General features: G+C 57.7%; 18 protein-coding genes. 8 read left to right on the forward strand and 10 right to left on the reverse strand.

Translation table 11 applies throughout. From position 1 onward, the window contains the following. The first annotated feature begins 118 nt into the window (after positions 1-118). Both A3850_RS03850 and A3850_RS03855 read left to right on the forward strand, forming a co-directional pair. Complete coding sequence (locus A3850_RS03850) at positions 119-1,087, forward strand: bifunctional 2-polyprenyl-6-hydroxyphenol methylase/3-demethylubiquinol 3-O-methyltransferase UbiG (RefSeq protein WP_068214374.1); 969 nt, start codon at positions 119-121, stop codon at positions 1,085-1,087. Positions 1,088-1,622: 535 nt separating this feature from the next. Further along, positions 1,623-2,099, forward strand: coding sequence for a hypothetical protein (locus A3850_RS03855; RefSeq protein WP_068214376.1), 477 nt, complete (start codon positions 1,623-1,625; stop codon positions 2,097-2,099). 74 nt (positions 2,100-2,173) lie between these two features. Here the strand turns inward: A3850_RS03855 and rlmN are convergent, their stop codons facing one another. Next, entirely contained in the window at positions 2,174-3,226 is a 1,053-nt protein-coding gene (gene rlmN / locus A3850_RS03860; RefSeq protein ID WP_068214378.1) for a 23S rRNA (adenine(2503)-C(2))-methyltransferase RlmN, read from the reverse strand. Between the two features lie 406 nt (positions 3,227-3,632). Further along, positions 3,633-6,257 carry an ATP-dependent chaperone ClpB gene (gene clpB, locus A3850_RS03865; protein ID WP_068214380.1) on the reverse strand — a complete coding sequence of 875 codons (2,625 nt, stop codon included), beginning with the start codon at positions 6,255-6,257 and terminating at the stop codon, positions 3,633-3,635. A gap of 282 nt (positions 6,258-6,539) precedes the next feature. Here clpB and A3850_RS20090 point away from each other — a divergent pair, with 282 nt between their 5' ends. After that, the gene (locus A3850_RS20090; protein WP_157500868.1) at positions 6,540-6,692 is read left to right on the forward strand and encodes a hypothetical protein; all 153 of its coding nucleotides are present in this window, start codon (positions 6,540-6,542) and stop codon (positions 6,690-6,692) included. A gap of 101 nt (positions 6,693-6,793) precedes the next feature. After that, complete coding sequence (locus A3850_RS03870; RefSeq protein ID WP_068214382.1) at positions 6,794-7,909, forward strand: Fic family protein; 1,116 nt, start codon at positions 6,794-6,796, stop codon at positions 7,907-7,909. Between the two features lie 38 nt (positions 7,910-7,947). Here the strand turns inward: A3850_RS03870 and A3850_RS03875 are convergent, their stop codons facing one another. The 3 genes from A3850_RS03875 to A3850_RS03885 all read right to left on the reverse strand — a co-directional run bounded on the left by A3850_RS03875 (position 7,948) and on the right by A3850_RS03885 (position 12,340). Beyond that, on the reverse strand, positions 7,948-8,160 hold the full coding sequence (locus tag A3850_RS03875) for a hypothetical protein (RefSeq protein ID WP_068214384.1): 213 nt from the start codon (positions 8,158-8,160) through the stop codon (positions 7,948-7,950). 67 nt (positions 8,161-8,227) lie between these two features. Beyond that, positions 8,228-9,394 (reverse strand): N-acetyl-alpha-D-glucosaminyl L-malate synthase BshA, encoded by a 1,167-nt coding sequence (gene bshA, locus A3850_RS03880; protein ID WP_068214386.1) that lies wholly within the window; start codon positions 9,392-9,394, stop codon positions 8,228-8,230. A gap of 159 nt (positions 9,395-9,553) precedes the next feature. Next, positions 9,554-12,340: a T9SS type A sorting domain-containing protein gene (locus A3850_RS03885; RefSeq protein ID WP_068214388.1), complete on the reverse strand. Its 2,787-nt coding sequence runs from the start codon at positions 12,338-12,340 to the stop codon at positions 9,554-9,556. Positions 12,341-12,584: 244 nt separating this feature from the next. Between A3850_RS03885 and A3850_RS03890 the strand changes: the two genes are divergently transcribed. Beyond that, positions 12,585-13,253: a YceI family protein gene (locus A3850_RS03890; RefSeq protein WP_197493981.1), complete on the forward strand. Its 669-nt coding sequence runs from the start codon at positions 12,585-12,587 to the stop codon at positions 13,251-13,253. Between the two features lie 175 nt (positions 13,254-13,428). Here the strand turns inward: A3850_RS03890 and A3850_RS03895 are convergent, their stop codons facing one another. Continuing rightward, positions 13,429-14,301 carry a mevalonate kinase gene (locus A3850_RS03895; protein WP_068214390.1) on the reverse strand — a complete coding sequence of 291 codons (873 nt, stop codon included), beginning with the start codon at positions 14,299-14,301 and terminating at the stop codon, positions 13,429-13,431. A 265-nt stretch (positions 14,302-14,566) separates the two neighbouring features. Here A3850_RS03895 and A3850_RS20385 point away from each other — a divergent pair, with 265 nt between their 5' ends. From A3850_RS20385 to A3850_RS03910, 3 genes are all read left to right on the forward strand, one after another. Continuing rightward, a complete protein-coding gene (locus tag A3850_RS20385; protein ID WP_076639921.1) occupies positions 14,567-15,580 on the forward strand; it encodes a VOC family protein in 1,014 nt (337 codons plus the stop codon). Then, complete coding sequence (locus tag A3850_RS03905; protein ID WP_068214392.1) at positions 15,577-16,866, forward strand: MFS transporter; 1,290 nt, start codon at positions 15,577-15,579, stop codon at positions 16,864-16,866. The genes A3850_RS20385 and A3850_RS03905 overlap by 4 nt, the downstream gene beginning before the upstream one ends. Before the next feature lie 131 nt (positions 16,867-16,997). Further along, entirely contained in the window at positions 16,998-17,567 is a 570-nt protein-coding gene (locus A3850_RS03910; RefSeq protein ID WP_068214394.1) for a phosphoribosylglycinamide formyltransferase, read from the forward strand. Between the two features lie 479 nt (positions 17,568-18,046). Here A3850_RS03910 and A3850_RS03915 read toward each other — a convergent pair whose 3' ends face one another. The 4 genes from A3850_RS03915 to A3850_RS03930 form a co-directional block, all read right to left on the reverse strand. After that, entirely contained in the window at positions 18,047-18,811 is a 765-nt protein-coding gene (locus A3850_RS03915) for a tetratricopeptide repeat protein (RefSeq protein ID WP_068214396.1), read from the reverse strand. Between the two features lie 216 nt (positions 18,812-19,027). Continuing rightward, positions 19,028-20,623, reverse strand: coding sequence for an ATP-dependent DNA ligase (locus A3850_RS03920; protein ID WP_068214398.1), 1,596 nt, complete (start codon positions 20,621-20,623; stop codon positions 19,028-19,030). 153 nt (positions 20,624-20,776) lie between these two features. Then, a complete protein-coding gene (locus tag A3850_RS03925; RefSeq protein WP_068214400.1) occupies positions 20,777-21,805 on the reverse strand; it encodes a ligase-associated DNA damage response exonuclease in 1,029 nt (342 codons plus the stop codon). Between the two features lie 311 nt (positions 21,806-22,116). After that, the gene (locus tag A3850_RS03930; RefSeq protein WP_068214402.1) at positions 22,117-23,574 is read right to left on the reverse strand and encodes a DUF1501 domain-containing protein; all 1,458 of its coding nucleotides are present in this window, start codon (positions 23,572-23,574) and stop codon (positions 22,117-22,119) included.

Below are 23,574 nucleotides of genomic sequence, written 5' to 3' on the forward strand. Positions count from 1 at the left end.
CATTTCCGTCATGCGTTCTAGGGCGCCCCGACTAAGTGCGGGACTACCTTCGTATCGCTGCCGCGGGTGCGAAGCAATGGGTTGAAAGGGACCGGCCCAATACTAAAAACCACTTTCCTTGCCACTGCTGACCCGCCAGGATTTTATCGATGTCTACCAAAAATTGCGGCAACGCGGTAGTGGTTTCCTGCTGTCCAAACTAAATCCGAACGGGCTGGAGCGGACGAAGAGTGCCTTCGACGAGAGTTCTTACGACAGCTCGAATTGGTGGATCATTCCCGCAGTTCGCCGCCGGTGGAACATCCTCATTACTGGGGACCCGGAGGAGAATTATGAATCCTTTGCCATGCGAACGGTTTACGCCGGTCGGGAGGGCTTGCGGATGCTGTCCATCGGTTCCGGGGTGTGTAGCCACGAGATGATCTTCGCCGGTTACCCCGAGTTTGCATCGGTCACCTGCGTGGATATCGTCCCTACCCTGCTGGAAAAAGCCAAAGGCCTTGCCGCGGAGAAGGGGATTGAGAACATGGAGTTCGTGGTGGGGGATATCCGTTCCCTGGATCTACTTCTGGCGCATTACGACGTCGTGCTTTTCCACGCCTCCCTCCACCACATTTCGGACGTGGAGGAATTGCTCACCCAAAAGGTCAAAAGCTGGCTGCGGCCCGGCGGCACCGTGATGATCAACGAATACGTGGGCCCGGACCGGTTACAGTACCCTCGGGAGCAGATTTCCTACATCAATAAGGCCATCCAGTTACTGCCGGAGTCGCACCGAACCTTGTTTCGGACGGGCCACCTCAAGCAAGCCTACTACGGCGTCGGCTCCCTCCGCATGCGGATTGCGGACCCTTCGGAGTGCGTGGAGTCCTCCCACATCATGCCGACCCTCCGCCGTGCTTTCCGTCCGGTAGTGGAGCGGGCCTACGGCGGTAATTTGTTGATGGCCACGCTCAAGGACATCTCCCACCACTTCGTGGCCGATACGGAGGTAAACCGGGCCTTGCTCGAAGAACTTTTTGCTTTGGAGGATGCCTACCTGGAGGGGCGAGAGAGTGACTTTGTGTTTGGGATTTACGGGGTGTGATTTACGGAGACGTGGCCTCTGGCCGCGTCTGGCCTCCGGCGGTTGCCAGGGAGTAAGAGGAGGTGGGTGAGAAACTGAGGTTTTTGCGTACGTTTCCAGAAGCACCGGTCCATCAAGGTAGGTTTCGCAGGAGTTGGTGAGGTTGGGGAGGCCTGCGGCGCTTGCTTGCGTGGGATTTGTTCGCAGGAGAAGTAGAGTGTAAGAGAACCAGAGTCTCCTGCGGCGCTTCGGCACATCCCGTCCCGAAGGGCCGGCTTGGGTAGCGGTGGCACACCGTTAGGTGGCCCACTCTACTCTACCCTGCGGCGCTGTGTGACACCCCGTCCCGAAGGGCCGGCTTGCGTAGCGGTGGCACACCGTCAGGTGGCCCACTCTACTCTACCATGCGGCGCTGTCTGACACCCCGTCCCGAAGGGCCGGCCTGCGTAGCGGTGGCACACCGTAAGGTGGCCCACTCTACTTTACGTCTGGTGGCCCACTCTACTACCATTCCTTCCAAGCTGCGTACCTTTCCCATATCCAGCGCCTCCGCACTATGCCCCTTCGATTTACCTACCATTCCGAGCACCACGCCGACAAACAGGATCGGTGGATTCACTTCCTGCTCTTTGCGGGAGCCTTCCTGCTACTAATTGCTGGGCTGTATGAGTTGTTTCTGTTTATCACGGATTGGAACAGCGCGGAGGAGGAGCACTCTTATTACTACCTGATCTTCGCCGTTGGTTATCTGTTATTGGGCGGCCTACTTGCCTACGCCGGCATCCGCCACGTCAACGCCAACCACGATCCGGCGGACCGTTACGTGCGCGTCAGCGAAACTGAGCTGATTTGGAGTTTGACCCAGCACCCGGATGTCTTTAAAGTAGCCCTGGCCGATATCGCTTCCGTAGAACAACCCAACGTGCGCGATCTCGTCATCACGAAGAAGGATGGTGGGAAAGAGGTGCTGCCGATTTACCTGATCTCTAATGAGGAGAAGCAGCGGGAGTTGGTAAAGGTTTTAGTCGGGTAGTAGCGTAGTCGGGTAGTCGGGTAGTACTACCTGACTACGCTACTACCCGACTACCCGACTACCCGACTAACACCCTACTTATTCGCCAATTGGCCACAGGCCGCATCAATGTCCTTACCCCGGCTTCGGCGGACGGTGACCATGATGCCGCGGTCGCGGAGGTAGGTCGCGAAATCGTCAATGCGGTGCTCCGTGGATTTACGGAAGGGAGCGTTATCGATGGGGTTGTACTCGATGATGTTGACCATGCTCGGGACCTGCTTACAGATCTGGTAGAGCTTCTCGGCATCCTCGATGTTATCGTTGAAATCCTGGAAGGTGATGTACTCGAAACCAATCCGTTTCTTGGTTTTGGCGTAGAAGTACTTCAGGCTATCGACGAGTACCTCCAGGTTGTTGCTCTCATTGATGGGCATGATCTCGTTACGCTTCGCATCGTCCGCCGCGTGGAGGGAGATGGCGAGGTTGACTTTGGTATCCTCATCGGCTAATTTGACGATCATTTTTGCGATGCCCGCCGTCGAAACGGTGAGGCGGCGCGGGGCCATGTGAAGCCCGGTGTGGGAGGTGATGCGGTCGATGCTGCCCACCACTTCCTTGAAGGCCAGCAGTGGCTCGCCCATGCCCATGTAGACAATGTTCGTCAGAGGTTTGCCGTAGGTCTCCAAGCACTGCTCATTAACGAGGTAGACTTGGTCGTAGATTTCCGCAGCGGTGAGGTTACGGAGGCGTTTCATGCGGCCGGTAGCGCAGAAGGTGCACGTCAGGCTACACCCCACCTGACTGGAGACGCAGACGGTAAAGCGGTCGTCCGCCACTACGGGGATGAGGACGGACTCAATGAGGTGGCCATCGTGCAGGCGGAAGCGGCTCTTGATCGTCCCGTCCGAACTCCGCTGGACCATGTCTTCGGACATGACCGGGAAGGCGAATTCCGCCTTCAGCGTTTCCCGTAGTTCGAGGGAAAGGTTGGTCATTTCATCAAAATTACGGGCACCCTTTTTCCACAGCCATTCGTAGACCTGTTTGGCCCGGAATTTCTTTTCTCCGCGCAGGATCATGGCCGAGGTCAATTCCTCCAGGGAAAGGGACCGGATATCTTTGCGCTTGGTGGCGGTGGTTGGCATTTCGGTGAAATGGTTTTGGGAGGGCAAAGGTCGGGATTTTTTTGTTTGGGGTGGTTCCCGACCTCCCGGTCGGGATATTTTGGTTTAACGAAAACCCGGGGTCGTTCGGCTACGCCTCCTTGACCCTAGGCTAAGTTGCTTGTCCCTCCGGGACGATTTGTGGTGGGTTAAAATAACCGTGGCGGTTACGAAAACCCGGAGCGCGTCTTCGACGAACACCGGGCTACTAGGTGTACCCCTCCGGGGTAAAACGCTCCGGACCACCCCAAAGTAGAGTGGGCCACCTGACGGTGTGCCACCGCTACGTAGGCCGGCCCTTCGGGACGGGCTCTCAGTAAAAAAGCGGCGGCCCCATCAACCTGACAGGCACCGCCGCACTAATACACTCACTCAGTAATCTCGAGTCTTAAATAATTTCTACTACTTGTTCCTGCTCGCGCTCCTTGCGGAAGACGACCACGTCGTCGAAGACGTCGAGGACCATGCGGCTGCCGGGGAGGATGTCGCCAGCCAGCATCTGCTTCGAGAGTTGGCGGAGGACCCGCTTCTTGATGACGCGCTTCAGGGGGCGGGCACCAAACTCGGGGCTGTACCCTTCGGCGGCCAGCCAATCCATGGCTTCGTGGGACATGGAAATGTGGATATCCTGCTCCGCCAACTGCTCGCGCATCTGCTGGAGTTGTAGCTCCACAATCTCGCGGATGTTGCCCCGGGAAAGGGGACGGAACATGACCACGTCGTCGATCCGGTTGAGGAACTCGGGGCGAACGGTTTGCTTGAGGACGTTGAAGAGTTGCTCCTTCGTTTCCTCCACGATCTCCTCTTCGTTGTTACCGTTGATGTGGGAGAACTTCTCCCGAATTACTTCGGACCCAATGTTGGAGGTCATGATGATGATCGTGTTCTTGAAGTTAGCCGTCCGGCCCTTATTGTCCGTCAGGCGGCCATCGTCCAGGACCTGCAGGAGGGTGTTGAAGACGTCCGGGTGGGCCTTTTCAATCTCGTCCAGCAGGACGACGCTGTAGGGTTTGCGGCGGACGGCTTCCGTCAACTGGCCACCCTCGTCGTAGCCAACGTAGCCGGGGGGTGGCCCGACGAGGCGGCTGACAGCGTGGCGCTCCTGGTACTCACTCATATCGATGCGCGTCATCATGTTGGCATCGTTGAAGAGGTAATCGGCGAGGGCTTTAGCCAGTTCCGTCTTCCCTACCCCAGTCGTACCGAGGAAGAGGAAGGAACCAATGGGCCGGTCCTGGCTACTGAGGCCCGTCCGGTTGAGGCGGATGGCATCAGCTACCGCTTCGACGGCTTCTTCCTGGCCGACGACCCGCTTGTGGAGTTCGTCTTCCAGCTTAAGAAGCTTTTCGCGCTCGCTCTGGAGCATCCGCGTTACGGGGATGCCCGTCCAGCGGGCCACGATCTCGGCGATGTCTTCACTGTCCACTTCTTCCTTGACCAGCATTTTAGCGTTGGTCTGCATCTCACCGAGGCGGGTGTTGAAACTTTCGAGCTCCTGCTCCACTTCGGGGATTAGGCCGTAGCGGATCTCGGCCACGCGGCTGAAATCGCCGGAGCGCTCCGCCTGCTTGGCGTCGTTCTTCAGGTTTTCGATCCGGCTCTTAGCCTGCTGGATACCGAGGACGACCTCCCGCTCGGACTCCCACTGGGCGCGGAGTGCGTTGCGTTTGTCTTCGAGGTTAGCGATGTCGGCGGCGAGGCGGTCGAGTTTTACTTCGTCGTTTTCGCGTTTGACGGCTTCCCGTTCAATTTCCAGTTGGCGGATCTGCCGTTCTACCTGGTCCAGTTCCTCGGGCATGGAGTTCATCTCCAGGCGGAGGCGGGCGGCGGCCTCGTCGATCAGGTCGATGGCCTTATCGGGTAAGAAGCGATCGTTGATGTATCGCTCACTCAGCTGGACGGCGGCCACGACGGCCTCATCCAGGATGTTGATCTTGTGGTGCGTTTCGTAACGCTCCTTCAGCCCACGGAGGATACTGATAGCATCTTCTTCGGAAGGTTCGGCTACGTTGACCTGCTGGAAGCGACGCTCCAGTGCCTTATCTGCCTCAAAATACTTCTGGTACTCAGCGAGCGTGGTGGCACCGATGGCCCGGAGTTCTCCCCGCGCCAAAGCCGGCTTGAGGATGTTGGCGGCGTCCATCGCTCCCTGCCCCTTTCCGGCACCTACGAGGGTGTGGATCTCATCGATGAAGAGGAAGATCTGCCCGTCGGCCTGCGTGACTTCGTTGATGACAGCTTTCAACCGTTCTTCGAACTCCCCCTGGTACTTGGCACCTGCGATCAGCGCGCCCATGTCGAGGCTGTAGATGTCCTTCTCGCGGAGGTCTTCGGGGACATCGCCGTTTACGATCCGGTGGGCGAGGCCTTCTACGATGGCGGTTTTACCGACACCGGGTTCTCCGATCAGGATGGGATTATTCTTGCTGCGGCGAGCGAGAATGTGAAGTACTCGGCGGATTTCTTCGTCGCGACCAATCACCGGGTCGAGCTTACCCTGGCGGGCCCGCTCGTTCAGATTGATGGCGTACTTCTCCAGGCTGTTGTACTGGTTTTCGGCGGAGTTGCTCGTGACGTTCTTTCCCTGCCGCAACTCTTCGATGGCCTTCGTCAGGACTTTAGGGTTTACTCCGGCATCGCGTAAGACGTTGGCGGCGGGGCCGTTCCCCTTCAGCGTAGCGAGTAACAGATGCTCGATGGAGACGTACTCGTCGCCCATATCCTTCGCAACTACGTTGGCGTGTTGCATCAGCGTAGCGAAGGCGCGGCTGAAGTGTTGTTCGCCACCCGTAACTACGGGGAAGCCGGCAACGATACTATCCACCGCGGCTTTGACGGCGGGGAAGTTGGCGCCCATCTTTTTAAAGAGAAAAGGGGCGACGTTCTCGTCCACTTCAAAAATTGCCTTCAGTAGGTGAGCTGGCTCTACGCTCTGCTGTTGGTTACCGAGGGCAATTTCCCCGGCCCGTTGGAGCGCCTCCTGGCTCTTGATGGTGAAGTTATTAGGATTCATATAGATATGTTTTGCGGCCGTACGTAGATAAAGGCCGTGTCTGTATTTTGGATTCGCTAGTCTATTGAACGATAGCCAATTAGGTCTAAGTTCGGAGCTAGCGGATATAACAATGCAAATGAGGTGCCCAGGGGCCGGTCGGAAATATTGTCAGGCCACACGCGAAACGAAGCGACAGAATTTCAGGCATACTGCTTTTAAATCTTGTCTTCGATTGTTGACTGATATCCCATTAGGTTTGCCGTCCATTCCAGTGGGTACGGGTGGCCCTTTTCTCGTTGCTTGATCCATTCCTCGGCACCTGCGGCAGCGCCCGAATTCTGGCTTTTGAATAGCTCCTGCGAAGAGCGGATGCTGACGTTGCCGGCGAAGACGAATATGCAGTTACAGCTGAAGAAGATCCTGATATTGGAGGAGGGGCGGGATAGTTTGTGATGGGGGATTAATAAAAAGGCAGATCATTCGTGAGCCAATTAAAACACGTTATCGGCTCAACATAACGCATATTTGATCCAATACCCACCACCAATTGGCTCATGTACAACTATAACTACGAAGACTGGCCAAGCTTAAGTTATGATCTTGCTGCACTTGCTAGTCGGATAGACCGCGTACAATCGCTACTTCTACCTCTTGTGGAACGCGTCAGACGAATGCCAGCGGAGGATCGGAAAAACTACTTCTTAGATGTTCTCATTGAGGATGCTCAACAAACTTCGAGTATCGAGGGTGAGTACATGAGCCGGGAGGACATCAGATCCTCCATAATGAATCACCTCTCCTTCGGCAACTATGGAAAAGAGGTGCGTGACCAGCGCGCAATAGGAGTTGGCAAGCTATTAAGCGTCGTTGCAGCGAATTTTCGGAACCCGCTGACGGAGGTGACGATCAAATACTGGCACGAACTTCTTTTTCAGACGACCAGGTCCATTCAGATTATCGGAGATTACCGAGCTGGAACGGAGCCGATGCGCATAGTTAGTGGGCCAGACTATGACCTTACGGTTCACTACGAAGCGCCACCTGCGAAACGAGTTCCCGCAGAGATGCAGCGCTTCATTGATGCCTTGCAAATCAAATGGCACCAGGACCCACTTATAGATCAGCTTTTGCGGGCAGGTGTGTCACACGTCCATTTTGAAAGTATTCATCCATTTCAGGATGGTAATGGTAGAATTGGTAGAGTGATAATTAGCCATTTGATTTCTCAGGGCTTAGGCTTTCCAGTACCATTTACCCTTTCGAAGGTGTTTAATGAAAATGTATCGGACTACTACGCCCAACTACAGCAGGCGCAACGCAACCTGGACGTGACTGAATGGATGAAGTATTTTCTGGATTGCGTCATCAAAGCGATTACCAACGCAACCATTCAGATCCATTTTATTTTATCAAAAAATCGGTTCTATGACCAATTCCAAAATAGCCTGAGTGACCGGCAGCACAAAGTCATCCACAAATTATTTGACGCCGGCCCCGAGGGGTTTGATGGAGGGCTTTCCGCCAAAAATTACGAACGGATCACTAGGGTATCGAAAGCTACGGCCACCAGAGAGTTAACCTACTTAACCCGCCTCGGCGCCCTAACCCGCACCGGTGCCGGCCGGGGGGTGCGCTACCAGCTTAATTTGGATTACGGGGAGGAGGAATGAGGGAAGTCACCAACTCTAAGGAGATGGTGGATTTTACTTTACACTTTACCAAGTGCTACAAATAATTCTTCTTGATCGGCAAATAGCTTTTCAATGATCTGATCAAAGATTTCACGGCGAATTTCTGGAGTTTCACCAGCTTGTACTTGATTCAGGACGTGAAGCCTCAGTGCATTGACAACTATCTCAGGATGATCCTGCAAAAGCTTGATCAAAACCTCTTTAACCTGCGCTTCAATAATGGCACTCATGACTCCTTATGTTTATCGAGTAACGAAACAATTGGATAGTTAAGTTGCATTTGGAAGCAGCATAATGCTAACACTCCGAAACCGGCTCCTCCCCCGCCACCACCTTGCTATTCGCCAGCACCTTCTCGTAGTAGGCTTCGTACCGCGGCAGAATCTCCTCAATGTCAAAACGGGCGGCCTGGACGAGGGCGGCGGAACGGAACTCATTCAGCGTTTGGTCGTCCGTCAGGATCTTGAGGGCGTCTTCGGCCATCTTATCCACCATGCCGACGCCGGAAAGGTAGCCGGTGTGGCCATCGATGTTGACTTCGGGGATGCCGCCCACGTCGCTGGAAATGACGGGGACTTCGCAGGCCATTGCCTCCAGAGCGGCGAGACCGAAACTTTCGCTGGAGGACGGTAGCAGAAAGAGGTCCGACACCGCTAGCAATTCTTCCACCGCATCCTGCTTACCGAGGAAGCGGATGTCCTTGGTGAGCCCCAGGCGGCGGCTGAGGTCTTCGCACTTGGCGCGCTCGGGGCCATCGCCGATGAGCAGCAGTTTACTGGGGATGGCTTCGTTGACGATCTTGAAGATGAAGATCACGTCGTCCACCCGCTTCACCGGGCGGAAGTTGGAGACGTGGATCAGGATCCGTTCCCCGTTCGGCGCGATGGCCTGTTTGAAGTGGTTCTTGTTCTTCCGTTGGAAGCGTTTAAAGTCGATGAAGTTATAGATCACCTCAATCGGATTGCAGATCTCGAAATTGGCCAGGGTGTCTGTCTTCAGGCTCTGGGATACGGCCGTCACCCCGTCCGATTTGTTGATGGCGAAGGTGATCGTCGCTTCGTAAGCTGGGTTGGTCCCTACGAGGGTGATGTCCGTTCCGTGCAGCGTCGTCACGAAGGGGACGTAGCGGCCGCGGCTGATGAGGATCTTCCGCGCCATGTAGGCCACGGAGGCGTGGGGGACGGCGTAGTGCACGTGCAGGAGGTCGATGCCGTAGTTCTCGATGACGTCCACCAGCTTGGAGGCCAACGCGGTTTCGTAGGGGGCGTATTCGAAGAGGGGGTAATCCGCGCCGCTATCCACCTCGTGGTAGAATACGTTGGCCTGGAAGCCGCCCAAACGCGCCGGGCGGCGATAGGTGATGAAGTGGACCTCGTGCCCCCGCCGGGCCAGCCCCAACCCCAGCTCCGTGGCCAACACACCGCTACCTCCGTAGGTAGGGTAACAAACAACACCGATTTTCATACACTTCTGATCTGGGTACTTAGTCTAAGGTTCGGCTCCCGGTTTAGTTCGCCACGGGCTTGTTGGCCGACCACCGTACGGATGGGTTTTGTCAGGAAGTGTCGTTACCCATCAATTGCACTCCGTCCTAAACTAGGCACCCGCGGCAGCGCCCCGATCCTACTTGCGAATGACGCGCACGGAACGCGCCGCCCCACCCGCTTGCACGCGGACCAGGTAAATACCGGGGGCAAAACCGTTAAGATCGAGTGATTCACGCACCTGGTTTGTGTTACCAAACGAACGGAGGGCCACGCGGCGGCCGGTAGCATCGTAGACCTCGGCGGTGACCGTTTCCCGATTGGCGAGGTCCAGATCTATGCGCAGTTCTCCCGACGTGGGGTTGGGGTAAGCGGCGAGCGAACGCAACAGCCCCTGCGGATCCTCCGTATCGAGGAAGTTGCGGACGACCACTTGAACTTCGTCGGTACAGCCCAGCCGGTCGGTGACCGTCACCGTGTACTCACCGAATGCGAGATCCGTGACGGTTTGGGTCGTGGCGCCCGTAGACCAAGCGTAGGTGTAGGGCGCGATACCGGCGGAGGGCGTCAGCGTAGCCCGCGCGTTGGCGGCGTTGCGGGTAGTGGTGGGGATGACGTCGACGTCGACGCTGAGGTTGCCGGGGCAGCGGGTGATATTGATGTCGTCGAAGCTGATGCGCGCCGCGCCGCCTTCGGCCAGGAGATTGAAAAAGTAATCGGTCGCGGGCACGTTGGCCAGCGAGATGGCGTAGGTCAGGCTCTCCAGCGAATCGGTCCGGAAGAGGGTATCCAATACGTCGCACTCGGTGGAAAAGACCTCCAGGGAAACCTTGCCTCCTTCCGGTAGTTCGAGCACATCGACGGTAAAGCGCAGGCTATCCGTAGGCAGGATGGGGGCTTCGTAGATGGCCGTGGATAAGCTCGCAAATCCGTCACTTTCTGGAATGGGGATTATGAGGCTGTTGGACCCGGTGTTGGGGTTGGGAGCAATGGTGATATCACCAGCACCGATTACCGACCAGCTACGTGGTAAGACGCCATTTTCAAAACCCTCAAAGAAGGGCAACGGCAGTAATGCGGGTCGCGAAATAATTCCCTGATCGTTAGCTGGATTAACGTCATCCGGCGTAGTTACCGTCACCGTAATACTCGGGGAAGGCCCGACTAACATTGAGTTGCCAACAAACATCTCGTAGGTCCGGAAATTGCCGGGCGCCAGCCGTTCAACGATCGTATCAGTCAGGCCGTCACCGGCGGGGATATTGATGAATACACTATCCACCACGGCCGTCCCTACGTTTTGGTAGGTCACCGTGAAGGCGGACCGCTCAAATTCAGCGCAAAAGATTTCACCATCGACGGCCACCACGGCTACGTCCGTAGCGCCGCGCTCCCCAATCGTCACCGCATCCACCAGCACCCCCTCACGGGTATCATCCAAACTGGAGGTGAAAACGAAACGCAGTTTCACCACTTCGCCGGCCGCACCTTCCAGTAGATTAGCGACGATGCGGGGGCCGTTACCGAAACCACCGTCGCCCTCCCAGACCTGATTGGGCCGGTCGTTGTACCAATTGAGATCCGCCGGGCTGATGCTGACGGTGGACCAGGTCTCGCCATCGTCCGTGCTCATTTCGAGGCTGAGGCCGTCGAAGTCTTCTTCGGTATCGACGATCAGGGCGCAGGAGAAATAGGGGTCTTCCTCCATCTCAGTAAAGTCGAAACAGGGGGAGATCAGGTAGCTTTCTTCGCCGTTGAAGTAATCGCCGAAGAGGTTCGTCACCCAGGCGTTGGAGCCCTGCGGTGCCTCCCCGATCACGGTGCCGCGGGGTTGCCCCCAGGCCCAGCTGATGGGGCCACGGCCGGAGCGGCCCGGCACCCAGAAGCCGTCGTTGTCCTCAAAATCTTCCGTGTAGGGAAAGTCTTCGATGGTGGGTTGGCGGACGATGGAGAGCGTCAGTTCGTCGTTCTCCGCGTCGGCGTCACCTTCGATCATCGTCCGGACCTTGAACTGGTACCGGCCCGGATCATTCAGGCTAGCCGGGTTATCAAAGGTGAAAAACTCAGTGGAGTCCACGCCCACCACGCCGGTGAAGACGCCGTCGAAGGGATAGTCGATGGTCGCCTCCCGGCCGTTGATGGAGTAGCCGATCTCGAAGAAGGACTGGGGTTCGCCACCGTAATTCGTAATGCCAATGGTTACGTTTTGCGCCGCGTTTCCGCACCCGGTTTGGGGGGAGCGGATCTCAGTAATCCCTAGGTCCACCGCCGGGCGGGTGGTGAAGTTGAAGGGGCCGCGGAGGTCGGAGGTATCCGCGCGGTCATTACACAGCGTAGAGAGGTAGAGGCTGTAGCTGAAGCCGGGCTCGAGGTTGGTGATCCGGCGGACGCGATTGTCGATTACCAACTCCGTAGCGACACCACTCACGGTGGGGTCGAAACTTCCGATGGCGTACTGGATTAGGTATTCCGGGTCGTCGGAGGCCGGGTTGCCGCGGAAGCTGATGTCCACCGTCGTTGAGCGCACCCGTTCCACTACGATGCCGGAAAGCGGCGGCGCGGCGCAGGCTACGCAGGCCGCGGTGGTGGTAAAAATATCCGTCCCTCCCGTGGGGTCGGCGGCGGCGAAGAGCACTTCGTCATTGTTATTCAGCAGTTGGAAGCTGATCTCCTCGGGGAAGGCACCTTCGCGGAAATCCAGCGCAATCGCGTCACCGTCGGTCACGGGCACGTAGAAGGTCTGGCTCGATCCATTACCCAGCGTAAAGGTGAAGGGTTGGCTACCCACGCGCACGATCAGTTGCCCGCCGTTCCAACCGTCTCCCCGCACGAGGTCTTCCAGCACCACCTGGTATTCACAGGTCTGCGCCGCGAGGGGGGCAATGAAAAGCAGGAACAATACGGACAGAAAGTAGCGGTGGGTCATCGGGGAAAGGTTGTAGCGGGTAAAGTTAACAAGCAGGCGCTGCCGCAGGTGCAGGGCGGAGGACAATTAACCAGGACCGGCCCGCCTAACAAATGACTTGCTGAAATGCTCGAATGTAGACAAACACAAAGGACTGAGCGGGGCGGAGGCTTGAACACCCACAAAACTGATGTGTTGTACCGACATCAATTCTCGAGGTGCCCTACCCGATTTGGCCGGGCACCCTCACCCAATCGAAACAACTATGAAACATTTATTCTCCCTTCTGTTCCTCTCCGTATTCATCGTCGCCTGTGGCGGCCCCGAAGGCCAGGAAGTTACCGCCGGTGAAGCCATCGAAGAAGGCACCGAAGTCGTAAAATCCGAAGCCTCCACCCAGTACCTCGTGGACCCTACTGCCAGCAAGATCATGTGGGAAGGCACCAAGGTAATTGGCGGCGGCCACACCGGTGAGATCCCCGTTGAGAACGGACAGATCATCGTCACTAACGAGGGCCAGCGCATCGTCGGCGGCCAGTTCGCCATGGACCTCCGTAAAATGACCAACACCGATATGCCCGCCGACGAAGGTGGCGACAAACTCATCGGCCACCTCAAAGCCCCGGACTTCTTCGACGTTGCCAAGTACCCCATGGCGACGTTCGACCTCAAGAGCGTCCAACCGAAGGAAGGCGAGGAGTACACCCACGAACTGATGGGCAACCTTACCCTAAAGGGTATTGCGAAATCCGTAAAGATCCCCGCCACCGTCACCTTTGCCGACGGCAAACTGATGGCCAAAACCCCCAAGTTCACCATCGACCGCAACGAGTGGGGCATATCCTACAATAACAGCACTTTCGATCTGGCCAAGGATAGAATCATCAGTGATGAGATTGGCCTCCAGATTGACCTGGTAGCCAATGAGGACTAGGGCTTAGCGCTCCAATCTTCCTCCGGTACGAGGATTAATGATCCTCCTACCAAAGCAGAAAGGGAGCCTGACCGTGAGGTTAGGCTCCCTTTTTGATTTTGGAGTTCCTCTTATGGGGTTGAGAATTTAGCTATTGACTAATAATCTCGGTCAAGATCATCTTCAAATGGCCTCTTTACCGCCCCGCCGACGCCGTCTTCCCTAACCACATCACCTTACCGAGCCCGCGGATATTCGCTCCGGGCCGGTCCGCCAAACCGAGGAGCATGCCGCCGCCACCGGCTCCACAGATCTTGAGGCGGTAGCCTTCTCCGGACCACTGTTTACGGATGGGTTTGGGAATGAAGGTCCGCATCTGCTGCAGCTGAAATTCACTGATGGTAGTGAAGGCTTTTTTTAGTTCAGCCCTGTTTCCGCTGATTAACGCGGTAATGGCGGCATCCGCACTGGGTTTCCAGCGGTTGTTGACCAGTTCGGCGAAGTCCGGCTTCCCATCGTACGCTTCGGTAAACTTTCGAATGAGGGTGGAAGCCTTGCGCGAACGCCCGGTATCCACCAGGAAGAAGTTATCCGCCCAACCTTTGGGAAGCTCTGCGGCACGGGGCGCTTCCCCACCACCAATGATGGTGGGTTGGCGGAGGTAGCAAATTAAGGGGTCGGTACCAGAGCTATCGCCGTGGAAGTAACTCTCCATCTGCGCCAGTTGCTGGCGGAGGGCTTCTCCCCGCAGTGCTTTCCCGGCCTCCGTCGCGAAACGGTCGAATACGGCGGCCACGACGGCGCCACTGCTGCCGAGTCCGTACCCGACGGGGATGTTACCAATCAGGCGCCAGTCCTCGAGCAATTGGTCTTCGAGTGCATTCGTATCGAGGATGTCCGCCGGCACTTCCCGCTTCAGGTAATCGCAGAATTGGAGGAGGGATTCATCCGGCCGATCTTCCTTCCAACTTAGGGAAAGGCGCTCGTAGGGCACGGCCAGGCCGCGGCCTCCGCGCAGTACGGTATGCTCCCCAAACAGTAAGACTTTAGCCGGATATTTATTCGCCATGCCCCACGATAACTAACGAGAATTTAAAGTGGTTTTTGATTTTCGGGACATATCTGGAATAATGACAAACCCCGTACAAACAATGCAATTCCGTAACGAGTTGCAACAGCTAATTGGGTGGCTTACCTGGCCCGCTTTCGACCATTTCCCGCCCCGCGTTGTTGCCGCAGCAGTACCACTTCTACCCACCGGTCAGTCCCCTGTTCCCGGCACCGTTTACGCGCCGAATTTTATCGCCTGACCACTCCCTCCAAAGACCCACCCCATGAAACTTGACCACATCGGCATTGCGGTGGCTGACGCTAGCGCGGCGGAAGAGTTGATCACCCGCCTCCTCGGGCGCCCGGCCTACAAACACGAGGAGGTAAGCAGCCAGCAGGTGATGACCACCTTCTTCGACGCCGGTGCCACCAAAGCCAAACTGGAACTCGTCAGCCCCGCCGGGCCGGAGAGCGTCCTCCACAAATACCTCGGCAAACGGGGGCCGGGCATCCACCACCTTGCGTTTGAGGTAGAGGATATCCACCGTGAAATGGAACGACTGGCGGCAGATGGCTTCGAGCTCCTCCAAACCACCCCCAGCCGGGGCGCCGACAACAAACTGGTTTGCTTCCTCCACCCTCGCAGCACCAACGGCATCCTCGTGGAGATCTGCCAATCCACGGATAACCCCACCGGCGGGGAAGCCAGTGACGCGGCGTACTGGTCCCAACGCTACCACGCCAGCCTGACGGGTTGGGACGCCGGCCGCATCACCACCCCCATCAAAGAACTCTTCGACGGGCTGGAGGATAAGGACCTCCGCATCCTCATCCCCGGCGCCGGCAACGGCCACGAAGCGGAGTACGCCTGGAAGCAAGGGTTCCGCAACGTGGTGGTACTGGACATCGCTCCGGAACCACTCGCAGCTCTTCAGCAACGCGTCCCCGACTTCCCGGCGGAGCAGATGGTCTGCGGCGACTTCTTCCAATACGAGGGGGAGTACGACCTCATCGTGGAGCAAACCTTTTTCTGTTCCTTCCCCCCTACCCCGGCCAACCGGAAGGCTTACGCGGCGAAGATGCACGACCTCCTCGTCCCCGGCGGCCGACTGGCCGGTTTGTGGTTTGACATCCCGCTCGCCGATGGCCAGCAAAAACGTCCCTTTGGCGGCAGCCGCGCTGAATACCTTTCCTACTTCGAGCCCTACTTCAACGTAATTCGCTTTTCCACGGCCAGCAATTCCATCCCGCCCCGGGCCGGCCGCGAGCTCTTTGGCGTTTTCCAAAAGACCACATGAACGCCGAAAAGAAACTCCTCTTCGTCCTGGCCGCCGTCCAGTTCTCCCACATCATCGACTTCATGATCATCATGCCACTGGGCAAGACGATCATGGAGGAGTTCGCCATCTCCCCCGGGCAGTTTGCCTGGGTGGTCTCGGCCTACGCCGGCGCTGCCCTTACCGGTAATTTGATCAGTACGGCCTTCATCGATCGGTTCGACCGGCGGACGGCGCTGCTCTTTCTCTTCGCCGGTTTTACGGTGGGTACGCTGGGCTGTGCCTTTGCGCCTACCTACGCCTGGCTGCTGGTTTTGCGGTCCTGCACCGGCATTTTCGGTGGCACCCTCGGGGCACTGGTGCTGGCCATTGTGGGCGACGTCATTCCGCTCGAGCGCCGGGCCTCGGCGATGGGTTGGGTGATGACGGCCTTTTCGGCGGCCAGCGTGGTGGGCGTCCCGTCGGGCATCTGGATTGCGAGCCGTTACGGTTGGCACGCGCCATTTGTGGCCACGGCGATCATTGCGGCGGTCTTCTGGTTGCTCGCCAGCCGTTTCGTGCCTTCCCTGCGGGGCCACCTCGCCGAAGCAGATTTGGCGCTGCCGCGGGTGCCGGGTAAGGACCGGAACGTACCGGCCTCTATTCTGGTGGACGAAGCCGTCCAACCCATACAGGAAGTGCTGGCGCCAATGACCGGCCTCCGTAAAGTGGTGGATCCCTTCGTCAAGATCTTCTCCAACGCCAACCAGCGGGCGGCCCTGCTCTTCACGATGTCGCTCATGCTGGGTCACTTCACCGTCATTCCCTTCATCGCGCCCTACATGCAGATCAACATCGGGTTTGAGGACGACCAGATCAGTTTGGTTTACCTCATCGGGGGGATCCTGACGGTTGTCCTTCTTCCCCTCTTCGGGAAATTGGCCGACCGCTACGGGCGGATGCTCATCTTCACGGTCGCCTCCTTCTTCGCGCTGGCCAGCATTTACCTGCTAACCAATCTGGATACGGACTCAATGGTCATTGGTTTGTTGGTGACGTCCTCCTTCTTCGTCGTAGCCAGTGGCCGCAACGTACCGGCGACGACGATGATCACTTCCGTCGTCAAACCGGAGAACCGGGGAAGTTTCATGTCGATCCGCCAATCCGTCAACGAAGCCGCGTTGTTCGGCAGCACGATCGTTGCCGGCTTCATCATCACGGAAGGGGAAAACGGCTTACTGGTTGGGTACGAAAAACTGGGCTACTTCACCATGGTGATGAGTGTCCTGGCGGTTTTTGCGGCCAGTCGGATCAAGGCGATCGCTTGAGATTGCGGGTGGGTCCCGTCCCCATTTCTTGGCACCTGCGGCAGCGCCCGCTTATCTCGTTAGAAGACCACCGTGGTAAGCTTCGCCGGATGCACTAGTTTTGTGGCTTACTCGGATAAGCCCGAACGACCATGAAATTAGCTCTATTTGTCTCCGGCGGCGGCTCTAATGCCCGCGTGATCATCGATCGTTTTCAGGCCCACCCGGAGGAAGGGGTGGAAGTTGTATTACTGGTTAGCAACAAGGCCACCGCGCCGGCACTGACGATGGCTGCGGAACGGAACATCCCTACGCTGGTCATCAAGCGGGCAGAATTTCGGGATACGACCAACCTGTTGGGCCACCTGGAAAACTTCGGGGTGGACTTCATTGCGCTGGCGGGTTTCCTTTGGCTCGTACCGGCCTACCTGGTCAACGCCTTCCCGGACCGTATTCTCAACATCCACCCAGCGCTACTACCGAATTACGGTGGGAAAGGGATGTACGGCGCCAACGTACACCGGGCCGTAAAGGCGAACGGGGAGCTAGAAAGTGGGATCACGATCCACTACGTCAACGAGCGCTACGACGAAGGCAACACCGTGTACCAAGCCGCCACCCGGCTCGACCCGGACGATACACCCGAGCAAATTGCCGAGCGGGTGTTACGGCTGGAGCACGGGAATTACTGGCGGGTGATTCGGGGGTTGGTTGGGGGTTAGGTTGAACTAATTTTATTTGCTCTTTACTGACTGGACAACCCAATTTAAAGGGTCTAGGTACCGGACGGCCATCACCGGACGCTCGCAGGAGCTCAATTCTTGCTGCGCGCGAATTGACCACGCTACGAGGTCCTGTAGGGAGGCAGCAATTTTACAAATTACCGAGATCTGAGGTCCTTGTGGCGTCCGACGAAGGAGGTCCCGCAAGCGTCCGGCTTGAATCCAGAATCTCCGCGGATCACCGGACGCTCGCAGGAACTCAATTCTTGCTGCGCGCGAATTGACCACGCTACGAGGTCCTAAAGGGTGGTGACAATTGTCCAAACTACCGAGATCCCAAGTCCTCGTAGCGTCCGACGAAGGAGGTCCTGCGAGCGTCCGGCTTGAACTAAAAATCCCGACCGGAGATCGGGAACCGAAAAAAGCCCACTGCCAGGAGAACCTGAGGGTGGGCTTTTTACCGTTGAGGCGGGGAGGGATTACCCTTCCAGCATCACGATGTACTTGTCGGCATCAACGGCGGCGGGGCTGCGGCCGAAGTCGCGCTTGAGGCGGCGGAAGGCTTCGAGGGCTTCGTCGTTGCGGCCCTGGTTCTGGAGCAGTTGGCCCAATTTACTGAGGTAGTAACCAGCCGTAACGTAGTTGTCGCCGGAGGCAGCCACGGCTTCTTTGTACTGGTTGATGGCAGCATCGTAGTTGCCGAGTTCGCTTTCGGCGTCGCCGATCACACCGGCCTTCATGGCGGGGAGGAGGGCACCGTCCGCATCGAAGCGGTTGGCGAATTCTTTGGCCGCGTCGAACTGGCCGAGATTGAGGTAGGATACCGCCGCGTAGTACTGGGCGAGGTTACCGGCCTTGGTGCCACCGTATTCGTCGATGATGTCGAGGAAGCCATACTCACCGGGAGCGGGCTCTTCGAGGGCGATGGCGAAACTGTCGCGCTCAAAGGCGGACTGGGCTTTCATCAGGTAAGCCTGGGCGTTACGCTCGGCGGGCGCCTTGACGAGGGTCTGGTAGATGAAAAAGGCAGCGATGAGCAAAATCAAACCAACGATCGCACCGAGGATGATGGTCTTGTTGCGTTCGAAAAAGTCGACACCCTGGTCGCGAACCTCAACGATATCGACGAGGGTATCGTCGCCTTCGATGATGGGGCCAGTAGTGTTAGAAGTGTTGACTGCGTTGCGGCGGCCGGTGGCGGGGGTACCGGAAGGGCGGCGGCCGATGTTATTCTTTCTTGCCATAACTTAGAATTTGCGCTTTTGGGAAAGTCGAATTTCTGACCACTGATCCGTCAGGGCCGTCTAAAGCGAGCGCAAAGATAGTAATTAGTTGGGTAGTACTTAGTCGGGTAGTCGGGTAGTACTTTATGTGAGAGTATTGTAGTGGTTAGCTTCTAGTATCACAGGACTTCGTCCTTAGTTCCTAGCCCTATTCGGGCTTGGTTTTTACTGGAATGTCTATCCGTACATCTCCAGCATGGCCAGTAGGTCTGCTTTGGTATTGGCTTCGTGGACGGGCTTATCCTCCCGCCAACGGAGCATGCGGGGGAAGCGGAGGGCGACGCCGGATTTGTGGCGGGAGCTCTCCCGGATTCCCTCAAACCCAATCTCAAAAACGTGCTTCACCTTTACGCTGCGGACGGGGCCGAAGGACTCAATCGTGTTTTTGCGTACCCAGGCCGTAATGCGGTTGAATTCTTTGTCAGTGAGGCCGGAGTAGGCTTTAGTGAAGGGGACCAATTTTTCTCCGTCCCACACGCCAAAGGTGAAGTCGGTAAAGAGATTGGCGCGGCGGCCGTGGCCCCGCTGGGCGTACATCATGACGGCGTCGATGGTGAGGGGGTCGATCTTCCATTTCCACCAATCCCCCTTTTTGCGGCCCTGGCGGTAGGGGCTGTTCTTGCGTTTGAGCATGATGCCCTCGCTGTGCTTTTCGCGGGAGGTTTCTCGTTCGGCGGCCAGCTCTTCCCAGGTGGACCACTCTACGACGGGGCTGAGGTGGACGATGCCCTGGGTATCGTTTTCGGCCAGGAGCTTCTCCAGTAGCTCGCGGCGTTCGGACATGGGCCGGGGGCGGATGTCCTCCCCTTCGATCTCCAGCAAGTCGTAGGCCATCAGGCTGATGGGGGCGGACTCCATCAGTTTCTTACTCACTTTTTTGCGGCCGATCCGGGTTTGGAGGACGTTGAAGCCGAGCGGTTTGCCGTCGCGGTAGGGAAGGATCTCCCCGTCGATCACAGTACCGTTTGGCAGTAATTCGGCGAGGGGGGCGTATTCCGGGTACTTATCGGTCACCAGCTCTTCGCCGCGTGACCAAACGAAAAGCTCATCGTCCCGTACGATGACCTGGCCGCGGATGCCGTCCCATTTGTGTTCGGCTTGCCACTCCTCGGGCCCGCCGAGGTCCGCGGGTTCTTGTTCCAGCTGGTAGGCGAGGTAGAAGGGATAGGGCCGGCTGATGTCGTCCGTTGCCGATTCGCTGTTGATGAGGTCGTCATAGGTAGTGTCGTTGGGTGTCCAATTGCCCATCAGGCGGTGGGCGAGGTTGGTTTCTTCGATGCCGGTCGCTTTACTGAGGGCGCGGGTCATCAGTTTTTGGGAGACGCCAACGCGGAAGTTGCCGGTGATTAGTTTGTTGAAGAGGTAGCGTTCGGTGTAGTCCAAGACCCGCCAGGCATCGGTGACGGCTTCGCGCTTGCCCTCCTCGTCGTATTTAGCCAGGGACTGTACGATTTCGATCCAATCCGTCAACGGCCGGTCGCTCAGGCTATCGGGCGGGGGGAGTACTAGGGCAATGGTTTCGGCGAGGTCCCCTACCACGTGGTAAGATTCTTCGAGGATCCAGGTGTCGATACCGGCGTAGTCGGCGGCCCAGGCGCGGAGGAGTTTGGAGTTGACGGTCCGTTTGGGCCGGCGGTGGCTCAGCAGGGCGATCGTCCAGAGTTTATCCTGATCGCTTTCTACGGTCGTGAAATAATCGGCCAGCGCCGCGACCTTGTCGTTGGTCTTGGTCGTCCGGTCGAGGCGGCGGAACATTTCGGCGAAGTGGCGCATAATTAGTCTGTAGTCTTTAGTCTGTAGTCTGTAGTAATTAGGCTCTCCAGGCGGGCTCAAATCCGAGCGCAGCGACAATTTGAGGTTCCTCGAGCGGTCGGGAGTTTTTAGTCTGTAGTCTATAGTCTGCAGTCTGCAGTTCGGCCAAGCGGTTTAGGTGGATACGCTCTCTTCTTCTTCCTTCTTCGTCTCGATCTCCGCCAGTTCGCCTTCGTATTCGGTTTCTAGTTCTACGGCGTTGTAGCCTAATCCGCGGAGGTACTTGCTGAAGAGGGCGGTGTAGCCGTGGGTGACGTAGATGTTGTCCGCTCCCGTCAGGTCGATGGCTTCTAGAAGGGAGGGCCAGTCGCAGTGGTCGCTCAGTACGAAGCCGCGGTCGGCGCCCCGGCGGCGGCGGGCTCCGCGGAGGGTCATCCAGCCGGAGGCGGCACCTACGCGGGCGCGGCCGAACTTCTTCATCCAGGTTTGCCCGACGGCACCGGGGGTGGCGATCACCATGTTACCGGGATACTCCTTTTTGTCGATGGCCTGGGTAACGCGGACGGTCGGTGGCAGGTCGATCCCCTGTGCGCGGATGACTTCATTGGTGTTTTCGATGGCACCGTGGGTGTAAATGGTTCCCAAGCTCGGGTCCAGTCCCTGCAGCAGGCGTTGGGCTTTGCCGAGGGCGTAGGCGGTGACGACGCTCACCTGATTGTCTTCCTTATTGGCGCGCCACCAATCATTGATGTCGGCAAACACCTCCTCCTGCGGTACCCAGCGGTAGACGGGCAGTCCGAAGGTCGATTCCGTGATGAAGTGCTGGCACTTTACTGGTTCGTAGGCTTCGCTGAGGCCGTCGTCCTCCAATTTGTAGTCGCCGCTGGCCACCCAAATCTCTCCCTTGTACTCCACGCGGATCTGGGCCGAACCGATGATGTGCCCCGCCGGGTGGAAACTGAATTTAACGCCATTAATGGTCTTTACCTCGCCGTACTCCACCGTTTCGATGTTCACGTCGCCCAGCCGGTAGTTGATCACGGGGGCGGCCGTGCGGGTGCAGAGGTAGTGTTTGCTGCCCCAGCGGGAATGGTCCGCGTGGCCGTGGGTGATCATGGCGTAGTCCACCGGCTTCCACGGGTCGATGTATACGTTTGCGCGTTCGCAGAAAATTCCTCGGTCCGTGAAGGTTAGTAGTGCCATTGGTGGTGGAACGGGGAAAGGGGGGAGTGTGTTTGTCTTGGTGGTTTGGTGCTTTGTTTTCTACAAGAAGGATAAGGGGGTAAAGGGGAGAAGGAGGGGAGGGATTTGGTGCTTTAGCTACGCTGTTACTTCGTGGTAGGGCTTCGGTACAATTTTTCGCAAAGAAGTTTAAGGCGGAAGAGAGGATTAAGGGGAGAGGGTGGTGGTGTTTTGGTGCTTTGGTATTTTGGTGCTTTGGGTGCTTTGTTTTCGACAAGAAGGATAAGGAGATAAGGGAGATTAAGGGGAGAAGGATGGTGGTACTTTGGTCCCTACGCCAACAAATCGTGCACCACGTGGCCGTGTACATCCGTCAGGCGGAAGCGGCGGCCTTGGTGTTTGAAGGTCATGGCTTCGTGGTCGATGCCGAGGAGGTGGAGGAGGGTGGCCTGGAAGTCGTGGATGTGGACGGGGTTTTCGGTGATGTTGTACCCAAAATCGTCGGACTTGCCGTAGACCAGGCCGGGCTTGACGCCGCCGCCAGCCATCCAGATGTTATAGGCGCGGGGGTGGTGGTCGCGGCCGTAATTTTCTGGGGTGAGCTTACCCTGGCTGTAGGCCGTCCGGCCAAATTCGCCACCCCAGACTAGGAGGGTATCTTCCAGGAGGCCGCGTTGTTTGAGATCCTTGAGTAGGGCGGCGCTCGCCTGGTCCGTATTGTTCGTGAGGCCGCGGATGTTGGCGGGGCACTGGCCGTGGGCATCCCAACCGCGGTGGTAGAGCTGGATGAAACGGACGTCCTTCTCCGCCAGCCGCCGGGCGAGGAGGCAATTGGCCGCGTAGGTGCCGGGGATGCGCGAGTCCGGACCGTACATATCGTAGATGTAATCCGGCTCCTTTTCGTCCATCAGGTCGGGGACGCTGGCCTGCATCCGGAAGGCCATCTCGTACTGGGCGATGCGGGCGTCGATCTCGGGGTCCAAACTTTCGGCGCGCTGCAATTCCTGGAGTTCCTTCAGCCGGTCGAGTTGGTTCCGGCGGGCCGCCGTCGTGATGCCACCGGGATTATTTAGGTACAATACTGGATCAGCCCCGGCCCGAAACTGCACGCCCTGGTGCTGGCTCGGTAGAAAGGCCGATCCCCAACTCCGCGGATAAAGCGGCTGGGCACCACCGTTATCCCCCTTGCTGAGCAAGACGACGAAAGCCGGGAAGTTCTCGTTCATCGAGCCCAGGCCGTAACTCGCCCAGGCGCCAATGCTCGGCCGGCCGGGGAATTGGCTCCCCGTCTGGATGAACATCACCGCCGGGTCGTGATTGATGGCGTCCGTATACATGGAGTTCACCCAGCAGATGTCGTCCGCCACCGAGGCCATGTGGGGGACTTGGTCGCTGAGCCACTTCCCGCACTGTCCGTACTGCTTAAAATCGAAGGCCGATCCCGCCAATGGAAGGGCGCCCTGGCCGGAGGTCATCCCCGTCAGCCGTTGCCCGTTCAGGACGCTGGCGGGGAGTTCCTGGCCGTGGAGTTCCCGCAACAAGGGTTTATGGCTAAAGAGTTCGTACTGGCTAGGGCCGCCGGACTGAAACATGTAAATCACCCGCTTAGCCCGGGGGGCAATCCCCCCTACCCCATTGCTTAGCACCCGCGGCAGCGCCCCCATGTCAGACATGCCGCTGAGGGGATTGACGAGGCCAGAAAGCGCCGCTACCCCTAGGCCGGCACCGAGCTTATTCAGGAAGTCGCGCCGGGAGTGGATGCGGCCGTATTCGTTGCAGTGGTGGCTCAT

It is taken from the genome of Lewinella sp. 4G2 (assembly GCF_001625015.1).
Classification (GTDB): domain Bacteria; phylum Bacteroidota; class Bacteroidia; order Chitinophagales; family Saprospiraceae; genus Neolewinella.